Below are 11564 nucleotides of genomic sequence, written 5' to 3' on the forward strand. Positions count from 1 at the left end.
GCTTTCAGCGCCGCTACGGCGGGCTACTTTGCTGATACGCCCGCGTTCTACGACGAAGGCAACATGGCCGCGGTGAAGCTCACCTTCGAGCTGCCGCTGGCGGGTGATGACGTTCTGAACCCGGCAACGCAGGCCTTGGACAGCATCACTTCATGGCTGCAAGCCCAGAACGTGCAGCCCAAGATCACTGAAGTACCTGTGACGGTTGTCCAGCCACCAGCTTTGCCTGGCCAGCCAGCCCCTCCACCACCGCCTCCGGATTATCGACACTTCGAGATCCGCTACACGAGCCTGTTACCGCCAGCGACTGTTCTTCAAGGCGTGGAAAGCACGGGAATGCGCCTGCGTGAAATCAAAACCGACTTTCAAGACGGCAAATTAACCTGGAACGTCATAGGTGACCTCTATGTGCATTAACACTCGCGCCTCCATTTTGCTGACACTTCTGTTGTCGTGCCTGGCTGCCGGCAACATGGCCGTTGCTGCCGACCCCTCTCCCAACGACCTGAGCCGGATCAATATTGGTGAGTTGTCCCAGGTGCAGAGTGAAACCCTGCTCTTCACAGCACAGGCGGCGCGGGCTCGTGCCAAGGAAGACATCGTAAACGGAGCCAAAACAACCACGTCTGTGCCGGTTCAGGTTACGCAGAACGCTTACACGACGCCCGCCCCGGCCAGCAACAGCACACCGCAGTTGCCGGTGGTCAAGACCGTGTTCAGGATGAATAACGCTCTGTATGCAACGTTACTGTACGGAAGTGGTTTCGAGGTCGATGCATCAGTGGGCAATGCTGAGCTGCCAGGAGGGTTCAAGGTAATCAGCGTGTCCCTCGACAGCGTGGTACTGGGCCATGACGGACGCCGATATCCATTAGGTTTCTCAACCCGGGCACCAAGTGGCTCGGTTGACGCGCCCCAAATGTCACTGCAGACACTCAAGCCTGTAGCTCCGGGGCAGCCCTCGGCAATGAGTCCGCTGTCCAGCGTGTCGCAGGAGTTGCAGCGATGAGCGGCGCGGTTCGAATTGAGCCAGACATTGAGGCCGATCCGTTGGCACGCCAGGTCACCCGGCCGACCGCAGTCGTGCAACCGATCACCATCGCCATGCAATCTGACGTGGTCGGAACCGTCCTGACTGCGGAGGGACAGCCGTGGGGAGACATCACGAGCGAGTTGCGTCAGCTCGTTGCCTTGTTAGCACCTGCCCCAGAGGCTGAAGAAGCTGAATTGCTCGTGTCGTCTCAGCACATGCACGACCCTTTCGTGATGGCATTTATGGACCGCCTGGACCGAGCCGGCGTGCCGTTTCAGACCATCAGCAGCACGCTCAGCGACATCAAGTCTCTGTATCAGAATGCGGGCAAAGCCTTCGCCGGATCTATAGACAGTACCCAGCGTCAACAAGAGGTAATTCGTATCATTGGCGCGGCCCATGCACGACGTGCTTCCGACGTTCACTTCATCGTTGGCCACGAAATCACCTACATCAAGTTTCGTGAGGACGGTCTCTTGCGGGAGTACGGGCAGATCCAGAGCACCGTAGGAAACGAGCTCTGTTCTTCACTCTTCAACTCGATGTGTGACGTCAAATCTGAGGGCTACTACCAACCGGAATTGAAACAAGATGCGCGCATGGCTCGCACCTTCCTCGACCAATTGGGACTGTCCGGAGCCCGTGTCGCTACACGCCCTCTGGCCGAAGGGCCTTTGATGGTGTTGCGGCTGATCTATGACGATCAGGAGAAACAGTCCGTCGACGATCTGGGGTTTCTGCCAGAACAGAATTTGCTGTTCAAGCGGCTGAGAAGTCTTCCTTACGGCGTGATCATATTGACCGGTCCGACTGGATCAGGGAAATCGAAGTCGCTCCAGGTGCAGATCAACCTTCTGGCTGAAGAGTGCAAAGGCACAAAACACATCCTGACCGTTGAGGACCCGCCCGAATATCCGATGCGTGCAAATCAGTCCCCTCTTGGCAGCAATGAGTCATGGGGAGAATCCATTACAAACTCCGTGCGACTCGACCCCGACATACTGATGTATGGGGAGATTCGAGACCTTGAATCAGCTCAGGGGGCACTGCGAGGGGGGATGACCGGCCACCTGGTGTTATCGACTCTGCACACCAACAACGCTGTAGCAGCAATTCCTCGCCTCATCGACATGGGGGCTGATACAAGCCTGGTCACCGACCCAACACTCATCGTCGGCCTTATCAACCAGTCACTGCTGCCAACGCTGTGCAGGAAGTGTCGCGTGCCTGCGCGCAGCCAGATCAGTACCTTGGATCCGCAGCTGGTCGAGCGGCTTGAAAAGATGACCGTGCTGGATCAGGTCTATCTGGCCGGGCCTGGTTGCTCTCTATGCCGTGACGGGGTCAACGGCAGGGTCGCTGTCGCCGAGATTCTTCTCCCGACCCACCGGTTCATGGAGGAGATCCGAAAGAATGGCCCAAGCGCTGCGCGCCAGTATTGGGTCAAGCACATGGGTGGTATCACGAAGGTTGCCCACACGCTCATCAAGATAAATGCAGGGCTGATTGACCCGCGCATGGCAGAGGCCGTAGTCGGTCCATTGGATTTTGACAGCTACATGCTGGATGCCGAAGCGCCTGAGGCAGAAGTCCATGCTCAGTAAGGTGATGGATGCCTGGTCTGGGCTTGTAGATGGTTTTTACAGAAACCAGTTCGGAGGCAATGAGCGTATCCGCCTGTACGAGAGCATGACCGCTCTGCTGGAGAACGGCGTGCCGCTCGACCTGGCTCTTGATCGTATTGGATCGATCTACAGTGATGGAGGCCGACGTGCTCGACATCCGATCGCGCTTGCCAGCTATGGCATAGGCAAAGCTGTGGACGGCGGCAAGACGCTGGCCCAGGCCTGCCTTAACTGGGTGCCTTATCAGGAGCACGCCGTTATCAGCGCCGGCGAGAAGTCAGGGAACCTGATCCAGGCATTCAGCGACTGCGTGCGGATCATCGAGGCTCGGCAAAAAGTGATGAAGCTGGTGGTTTCCACGGCCTCGTACCCGGTTTTTGTCTGGAGCCTGATGGCCTACTTGCTGAACGTAATCGCCACCCGGGTGGTGCCGGCCATGAGCCGCTCATCCAACCCAGAAGCCTGGTCCGGCGCACCCATGGTTCTGCACATGATCGCCACCTTTGTGACCAACTGGGGACTTCTGACTTTGTGCCTTGTGGTGGTCCTGGTTGTCACCAGTGTCGTCACTCTGCCTTACTTCCGTGGCCCTTGGCGGACACGGCTGGAGATCTTGCCTCCCTGGTCAATCTACAAAGCGCTCCACGGCTCAACGTTCCTCCTCAATATCGCGGTAATGCTGAGAGCAAACATCGATCCGCTCGGAGCGTTGGACACGTTAAAGCGTGGGGCAAATCCGTGGCTGCGTGAACGCCTGGAAGCCGCCCACTACGGGGTTCGGATGGGCAAGAACTTTGGGGAGGCTTTGGATCTTTCCGGGCATGAATTCCCAGACCACGAAGCGATTCAATTTCTGATTGTTCTCTCCACCACGCAGAGCTTCTCGGCTGCAGTGCACCGGTACAGCCTTCGCTGGTTGGAAATATCACTGAAACAGGTCGAGCGTTACGCAAAGACACTGTCCCTCGTATCCATGGTTCTGATCGGCCTGTTGATGATTCTGGTCATGGTCGGGGCCTATAGCATGACCGGAAATGCCACACAAGGCATGACGCACTGAGCACTACACCCGTTACCCACATACCCAGGACCACACACATGCAAAACACCACTCACTCCGCTCGAGCGAACCAGATCGGTTATATCTCGATTGAATTGCTCTTCGTTCTCATCGTTATCCTGATCGGGATGGGCTACGCCCTTTACAACGGTTGGGGCGCGATGGGCAGTTCGGACGTCAACAACGAACAGGGTAACGTCGGTCAATTGATCGCGAACACTCGCAAGCTCAAAGGCAGTACCGGTTACGGAGCGTCAGGGACCGATCTGATCGCCCAGCTCAGCTCGATACGTGGCCTGCCCAATATGTCGTTCTCCAGCGGCAAGCTCTACAACGCCTGGAGTGGCCAGGTCACTGTGGTTGCCAACGGGATGACATTCACCGTGACCGAGGCCGGTTTGCCCCAAGATGCCTGTGTGACGCTGGCCACCAAGATTGGACGTGGGCAGAAGGTCACCACCTCTATCAATGGCGGCACGGCTGTGAGCGGTGAAGTGAGTTCAGCTGCGGCCACCAGTGGCTGCTCTACTGATAGCAACACGTTGGCTTGGACGGCCTACTGAGCATGAACCCGATTATCGACACGCCCTTTGTGGACCTCTACCTGGGGCCAGACTTCACGGACGTAAAAGGCCTGGACGGCCAGAGCGGACGTGTCGAGGCTCCGGAAAGCTGGAGAGAAAGCGCCCAGCTTTTACGGGAGGAATGCTCCAAGCACTTTGAAGTGCATCAGGAACCTGAGTTCTCGTTGATCAAAGACGGAACTGTGCTGCGCGTCACTCACATACCTGATGCCTTCGGCAAGGCTGTGTTCGTACTGCGCAAATCTAATGCTCAAGTGCGGCAGTTCGACCAATTGGGCTTCCCGGAAGACCTCGTCGAATCCTTGCTGACGAAGCATGTCCGCGGCCTGGTGATTTTTTGCGGCGAGATGGGCACTGGCAAGACCTCCAGCGCGGCTTCGCTGATCATCGCCAGGCTAATTGCGTGCGGTGGGATCGCGCTGGCTGCAGAAGATCCGGCCGAGACAGACCTGAACGGTCGTCACGGACATGGTCGTTGCATCCAAATGCAGGTTTCGAGACGCAATGGCGGGTATGAGGAGGCTTTGATGCGAGGCCTCCGCTCTGGCGCGGACATGATGCTTATCGGTGAGATCAGAGACACCCCTACGGCAGTTCAGGCGGTGCGAGCGGCAATCAACGGCCTGTTCATCATCACCACCGTTCACGCGGGAACAGTACCGCAGGCGATTGAGCGAGTAGCGACTCTTGCGGAGCCGGCCATCAGCAACGTCCGATCAATTCTGTCACAGGGTTTGGTAGCTGTAGCTGCGCTGGCCCTTGAAGGTGAAGGCGAAATGCGACATCTGAAGATCCAGAGCCTGTCACTGACCGGACCTGACGGCCATGGTATTCGCGAGAAGATCCGATCAAATCAAATCGCAATGCTTAGCCAGGATGTGGATCAACAATCGAACAGGAGCATCTGGGGATGAACCATCTCAAGCCCGGCCAGACCAGACAAAACGGTTTCGTGGTAGTCGAGCTGCTCTTCGGCCTGATCATTTTTGCCATTGCTTCGGCCATAGGCGTTTCGCTGGTCGCAGACAGGATGGATGCGCAGAACTATCAGATCGCAGCTCAGCAACAGCAGCAGATCGCAGAGGCAGCATCTAAATACCTGAAGGACAATTTCTCAACGGTCTATGGATCGGCGGGCACAACTTCCCCCGCGACGATTACCCCTCAGATGCTACGCAACACCAACTACCTGCCAGCCAGCTTCAGTGACACAAACGCATTCGGTCAGAGCTTCGTAGTGCTTGCCCGAAGGGTCAACGTCAACCAGCTCGAATCCATCGTGATCACTACCGGTGGACAGGCTATCGATGAGATCGGTACCCGGACGATTGCGGAAAATATGGGCGCGCCGGGAGGCTTCATCCCGTTCAACAACACTGGCGTTATTCAAGGAGTACGAGGCGGCTGGCAACTTGCGCTGAGCAACTATGGGATCAACCCAGGCGTTGGCCACACTGCGAGTGCGTTGTTTCTCCAGGATGGCACGCTCTCCAATGACTATCTGTACCGCAACGCTATCCCAGGCAAGCCTGAACTCAACCGTATGAACACGGCGCTCAGTATGGGAGGAAACAATGTCAACGATGTGGCTGCGCTGAACGCCTCTGGAACAGTGACGGTTGGAGGGAATGTCGACACTGCTGGATCAGTCAACGCCACTGGTAATGTGAGTGCGTCAGGATCTGTCACAGCACAGGGCAATGTGAGTGCGTCGGGGAGCGTCACAGCTCAGAGCAACGTTGTCGCTGCAGGCGATGTATACGCACAGTCGGTGAATGCCTCGGCCAACCTCACGGGCGCTGCTGCCCGAATATCAGGAGAGACTGTCACAGGCGGTTGGTTTCGCACCCAGGGCGACACCGGCTGGTACAACGAAAAATGGGGTGGTGGCTGGTACATGAGTGACTCGGACTGGGTTCGGGTCTACGGCGACAAGAACGTCTACACAGCCGGGAACATCCGAGGAGGTACAGTGACTTCAGAAGGTCGCGCGACCGTTGGTGAATACCTGCAGCTCAATGGTGTGGCAATTGCCGGCACAGCCTGTGCTGCGAACGGTATGGTCGGACGTACCAGCACGGGGCGATCCCTTTCTTGTGATAACCGGGTCTGGGTGGTAAACGGTTCCAGTGCCCCTACGTGCACGGCAAAAACCATCCCCGGCTACGACGCAAATGACGTCACTACCTATGCTTGTCCAGTCGGCTACACGAAAGTTGGTTGGGACACGGCTGGCTCCGGCCAACGATTCAGCAGTACCCCAGGAGTCGTGGTCGGCCAGAACGATTATGCCACCATTTTCTGTTGCCAGTTCTGACCAGACTCATAGCAGTCATCGAGGACGAAGAGTGAACATTTATTGGCTTGCAATGGTGGTGATTACGGCAGTGCTCGGTATGGTCTATGAGAAGACACACCAGGCAGAACAGAGCGCCCAAACGATGGAAATATCGCTCATCGCTCATAACGTCCTCGTCTACAGAAATGCCTTGGCCGAGTATGCATACGCTCACAAAGCTGCATCAGGAACGGTGGCTGATAACCAGTTGGCACTGCCCACCTGGTACGCGCGTTACCCTGGAGTGGAGGGAGTGATCGATGCTGGACGAAGTTACGCGTTCTTCGAATCCCCTCCTCCCGGTCTTGTTTCAGAGATGATCAATTTGACTGGGGGATCGCTGGCCATCGGCACTGCGGCCTCCGGTATCCTTCTCACACTTACCTCACGCAACGCAGGCGTCACGCTGCCTGTGGCAGTACCAAATGGAGCAGCTGTCGCCTACCAATGAGAAAAGGGTGACATTTCGCGATGGCTGTGAATTCCCACCACCTGCATCAGCGGTAGCAATCCCTGACACATCGCCACCTTTCTTGACATCTGACTCTTGCCAAAGATACAGGTGATCTTGCGCCGCACGGGAACTGGATCCTACTTAAGGTCCTCTACTGCAGGAGAGTCTACGATTATCCACTCTAGGCCTGTTCAGCCACCGATCTTTTCGTTGCTCGCTGAGCACCGGATAAACCTATGTAGGTATCAATGAGCCAAGATCCCGATTTCAAACTCTTGTTCGAGGCACTTCCGCACTTGGTGTTGGTGCTATCTCCGGCCCCCAGCTTCACAATGGTCGCTGCCAACGAGGAACGCCTGCGCGGTACCAATTCTAAGCGCGAGGACTGTATTGGACGCTCGATTTTTGAGGTGTTCGGCAGAAATCCGGACGAGCATTCAGAGTTTGGCGCAGGTGTCCTGCGCGCCTCTCTGGAGCGCGTGATGCTTACACGCAAGCCGGATCACATGGCAATCACCAAGTACGACATTCCCCGTACGACTGGTGAAGATGGCGGCTTTGAAGTGCGTTACTGGAGCCCGCTGAACACGCCTGTACTGGATGATTTAGGCGAGGTCATCTACATCATTCACCAGACGGAAGATGTTACCGAGCAGGTCCTAGGGAGACAACGTACAGAATCAGGTGTGCAAATCGTCGATGAGCGTTTCCGCGTTGCTCTTCTGGCCTCAGAAACTGGGATATTCGATTGGTACATTGATGAAGGTAAATTTCACTGCGATACCGCGCTGCAGCAGCTTTTCGGGTTCCCGGATGTACTGAGTTACGACCCCGTCGAGCGGTTTCTCGAATACGTTCATTCCAAGGACCGGAACCTGGTACGTTTATCACTGGAGGGATGCATTCACGGAAAGGACTTTACCGTCGAGTTTCGGCTACACCGAAGTACGCAGGAACGCTGGCTGGCAAGTAAGGGTAAAGTCTTTCGGGATGCTTCCGGCCATTCTTCGTACGTCACCGGGACCTGCGTGGATATCACCGCGCGCAAGCAGGCCGAGGAGGCCCTACGCGAACTCAACGAGACACTTGAAGCCAGGGTGGCTGCCGAGGTAGCCGAGCGCACTCGGGTGGAAGATACGCTGCATCAGGCGCAAAAAATGGAGGCTGTTGGGCAGCTAACAGGGGGAATCGCTCATGATTTCAATAACTTGCTTACTGGAGTGATTGGCAGCCTTGAGCTAATGCAGCGACGTCACCTAGCCGGCAATTCGATTGATGACCAACGTTACATAAACGCTGCTGTGACCTCTGCCCACCGGGCTGCGGCTCTCACCCAACGCCTACTCACGTTTTCCCGTCGCCAGACGCTCGTTCTCAAACCGATTGAGGTTAACCAGTTGGTGGCTTCGCTAGAAGACCTGCTTCATCGGACGACCAGGAAGAATATCAAGATTACTACCCACTTGACCGCAGGCCTTCCTCTTGTGTCTATGGATGCCAACCAGGTAGAGAGTGCGCTGATCAACTTGGCCATCAATGCGCGTGATGCTATGCCAGATGGCGGCACAATCGCTATTACGACAGCGTCCGTGCACCTGACATCCCACGAAGCAACACCAATACAGCTGGCCGAAGGCGATTATGTCACTCTGACGGTGGACGACACCGGAGCAGGAATGACTCCGGATGTCCTGGCCAGGGTCTTTGAACCCTTTTACACCACGAAACCTATCGGTCAGGGCACGGGATTAGGGCTGTCCATGGTTTACGGTTATATGCGACAAGCCAAAGGATCCGTTCAGATTTACTCTCAGCCTGGAACAGGCACCAGTGTGCAGCTGTACATGCCCTGCCTTGGAGGCGAAGTCGGCCTCTCGAAAGTTGAGGAGAATAAGGAGGCACCACTGGGAGAAGGCGAAATCGTTCTCGTCGTAGAGGATGAAGCTGTGGTGCGCTCACTGATCGTGGAAGTGTTGTCTGAGCTCGGCTACCAAGTACGTGAAGCGGCGGATGCCCACGAAGCCATTCCTATACTCGAAAGCAGACAGCGCATTGATCTGATGATCTCTGATGTAGGTCTACCCGGTATGAACGGGCGCCAGCTAGCCGATCTTGGACAGATTCGCCGCCCAGGTCTTAAAGTGCTATTAGCTACTGGCTATGCGGAAGGATCGAATGCCAGCGGTTATCTTGCGTCCAATATGGAAATCATTACCAAGCCATTCGCTATCGATACGCTTGCTAACAAGATCAGCGAAATGCTGAGTTCTCAAAAAGAATACTGAGCGTAATACCTGTCGTTGAAGGTCATGCATATCCAAAAAGGCGGCTTCGGGTTCCGTAGACAAAAATTGGGCCGAGGACCAAGTCCGGTCGTTGGCGGCTGGTCGCGATTGCTGGCTCTTCGCAAGAGCACGGCTCAGATGAAGTGGACCAATTGCGCTCACTATTTTGTTCCAGTCAGCGGGACTCCAGCGGCCGTAATGCGCATACATGTCAAAAAAACGTACGGATGCGCCTTGCAGAACAGACCAACCTACTGACCTTGAACGCCGCTATTGAGGCCGCACGAGCTGGCGAGCAAGGTCGTGGATTCGCAGTGGTTGCTGACGAAGTGAGGGCGTTGGCCCATCGCACTCAGGTGTCGACGCAGGAAATCGAGCAGATGATCACTGCTATTCAGAACGATTTTGACTCAGCCGTTTGGGGAATGAATACCAGTAGAGACCTAGCGACTGAATCGCTTGGAGTCGGCCAAGAGGCCAGTCCCTCACTGGAGCAGGTATCAACGGCCATTGTCCAGATCAATGAACGCAACCTCATGATTGCGACTGCCTCTGAGGAGCAGTCACATGTTGCTCGTGAAGTTGACCGCAATCTGGTCAGTATCCGCGAGTTGGCAACTCAGAGTGCTGCGGGCGCCAGCCAGACAGCAAGTGCCTGCGGTGAAATGTCTAAACTGGCGGTCAGCCTAAATCAGTTGGTCAGCCGATTCGTGGTATGAGGCATGGAACGGACGTCTGTCGGATCGTTTAGCTGAATGACGTTACCATGCTGCCAGCCGTCCGCGCCCGCATCCGTTTTCGGAATTTGTATGTCAGATCGCTGAGCCTTGATTACCTCTGCATCAATTCCTAAACGGTGGTTTCGTTGCAGCAACATCGCCGGCTCAGCCTGACCGTCAGCGGTAAAACCCATCATCAACTGCGGCACGCCCAGTGGCAGTTTTTTGCTCTGATCGGTATGCCACGTATGCCATGTTTTGCCGTAAGTGTGAGCTAGACGCTCCATAAGTGCGTGTTCTGCTGAAGCAGGGATGCCTGGAGCTACGAGTTGGCCGGAAGACACTTCATAGCCATGACTGTGCCACATCGCCTTCTCTGTAGAGGGCAGCGCTGTAAACAGAGTTTCGTTGATGATGTACTCAACACCCATGATCTTGGCCTGCTTGGTGTTTCCATCATAAATCACGCACTGGATAACATCCTCGTTGAGAATTGCGCAATAATGATGCGCCTCCATTTGCATTTTTGGATGGCCATTATAGAAATGGAAACCGTCCAGGTAGGCATTTAGAGCATCAAGCGGTGGCTTTGACTGAATCATGGCCGCGCCCGCTTCCAATGCCTTGGTACCAACGGTAGGAGGCCTGCCAGGCGCATCGACAGGAGATTCTGTTTTCACGCCAGAACATGCCCCAATGAGGCTACAGGCGATCGGCAAGGCCAGATGAGTCAGCTTGATCTGCGGCATACCACTAAACCTCTTCTATAAACGTACTAATCCCTATGACCGCACAGCCCTTCATTACATGGATGAATAATAATGCGTACCACCAAGACCTCCCCCGTAAACGTCCGTGCGAAAATTTGCTAATCTGCCTTAGCGAGCAGCTCAGCAATCACTTCGTGCAGGGAAGAGAGATGCACAGGTTTGGTTAAAAATTTCGCATTGGAAGGGAGCGTAGCGGGCGGGATAGTGGTGTTTGCAGACATGATGATTACTGGCAGCTCTGGCCAGCGAGACCAAATCGTTCGAGACAGGTGCAAGCCGTCAAGCCTGCCCGGCATACGAACGTCAGTGATCACCAACGAGCAGCATTCCATTTCCTCCAGTTCTGTCAATGCTTGATCGGCGCTAGCGCATTCGGTGACCGCATGACCGAGGATCGATACCGCCTCCGCCATCACTGAACGCAAAAATAAATCGTCCTCGACCAAGAGTATATTCTGCGACACGATGATACTCCGGGAGTGTTGAACACGGCTTGGGGACCACTAACCAGTTCGTGCTGACGTAATCGGCAACCTAGTTTGAGACTAGGCTTTAGGTGCACAGCAAGATCGGTACCGCCTTTCCAGCCCAGTACAAGGACAATGATGAGACTTCACAAGTTCATCCTTAAGCACATCGAGTCTATATTATTAGAGTGGGAGAGTTTCGCCCGAACTGAACGAGCCCCATGAAAGA

Annotated in this window: 11 protein-coding genes and 1 pseudogene; 10 read left to right on the forward strand and 2 right to left on the reverse strand. The window is 55.4% G+C overall.

Translation table 11 applies throughout. The annotated features are described in order from the left end of the window. The 10 genes and pseudogenes from pilO2 to ALO80_RS25425 form a co-directional block, all read left to right on the forward strand. Positions 1-417: type 4b pilus protein PilO2 (gene pilO2, locus ALO80_RS25380; protein WP_159420678.1), on the forward strand; the 417-nt coding region annotated here is incomplete at its 5' end. Continuing rightward, positions 407-1009: a type IV pilus biogenesis protein PilP gene (gene pilP / locus ALO80_RS25385; protein WP_055010968.1), complete on the forward strand. Its 603-nt coding sequence runs from the start codon at positions 407-409 to the stop codon at positions 1007-1009. The genes pilO2 and pilP, both read left to right, overlap by 11 nt. Then, positions 1006-2637 carry a GspE/PulE family protein gene (locus tag ALO80_RS25390; protein WP_055010969.1) on the forward strand — a complete coding sequence of 544 codons (1632 nt, stop codon included), beginning with the start codon at positions 1006-1008 and terminating at the stop codon, positions 2635-2637. Before pilP ends, ALO80_RS25390 begins: the two co-directional genes overlap by 4 nt. After that, positions 2627-3718 (forward strand): type II secretion system F family protein, encoded by a 1092-nt coding sequence (locus ALO80_RS25395; RefSeq protein WP_003348930.1) that lies wholly within the window; start codon positions 2627-2629, stop codon positions 3716-3718. Before ALO80_RS25390 ends, ALO80_RS25395 begins: the two co-directional genes overlap by 11 nt. A 38-nt stretch (positions 3719-3756) precedes the next feature. Then, the gene (locus ALO80_RS25400; RefSeq protein ID WP_055010970.1) at positions 3757-4281 is read left to right on the forward strand and encodes a type 4 pilus major pilin; all 525 of its coding nucleotides are present in this window, start codon (positions 3757-3759) and stop codon (positions 4279-4281) included. Positions 4282-4283: 2 nt separating this feature from the next. Further along, positions 4284-5216, forward strand: a complete 933-nt coding sequence (locus ALO80_RS25405) for an ATPase, T2SS/T4P/T4SS family (RefSeq protein ID WP_055010971.1) — start codon at positions 4284-4286, stop codon at positions 5214-5216. Next, positions 5213-6619, forward strand: a complete 1407-nt coding sequence (gene pilV / locus ALO80_RS25410) for a shufflon system plasmid conjugative transfer pilus tip adhesin PilV (protein WP_055010972.1) — start codon at positions 5213-5215, stop codon at positions 6617-6619. Before ALO80_RS25405 ends, pilV begins: the two co-directional genes overlap by 4 nt. A gap of 31 nt (positions 6620-6650) precedes the next feature. Continuing rightward, positions 6651-7091, forward strand: coding sequence for a type IV pilus biogenesis protein PilM (gene pilM, locus ALO80_RS25415; RefSeq protein WP_055010973.1), 441 nt, complete (start codon positions 6651-6653; stop codon positions 7089-7091). A gap of 251 nt (positions 7092-7342) precedes the next feature. Beyond that, a complete protein-coding gene (locus ALO80_RS25420; protein ID WP_055010974.1) occupies positions 7343-9379 on the forward strand; it encodes a hybrid sensor histidine kinase/response regulator in 2037 nt (678 codons plus the stop codon). Positions 9380-9612: 233 nt separating this feature from the next. After that, a pseudogene (locus tag ALO80_RS25425) lies at positions 9613-10098 on the forward strand (methyl-accepting chemotaxis protein); the annotation flags it as partial. On the opposite strand, the gene ALO80_RS25430 reads toward ALO80_RS25425, so the two are convergent. Next, positions 10071-10847 (reverse strand): OBAP family protein, encoded by a 777-nt coding sequence (locus ALO80_RS25430; protein WP_055010975.1) that lies wholly within the window; start codon positions 10845-10847, stop codon positions 10071-10073. The pseudogene ALO80_RS25425 and the gene ALO80_RS25430 overlap by 28 nt on opposite strands. Before the next feature lie 119 nt (positions 10848-10966). After that, positions 10967-11332, reverse strand: coding sequence for a response regulator (locus ALO80_RS25435; RefSeq protein WP_083493409.1), 366 nt, complete (start codon positions 11330-11332; stop codon positions 10967-10969). Positions 11333-11564 lie beyond the last annotated feature (232 nt).

Origin of the sequence: Pseudomonas caricapapayae (assembly GCF_001400735.1) — a bacterium.
Taxonomy (GTDB): domain Bacteria; phylum Pseudomonadota; class Gammaproteobacteria; order Pseudomonadales; family Pseudomonadaceae; genus Aquipseudomonas; species Aquipseudomonas caricapapayae.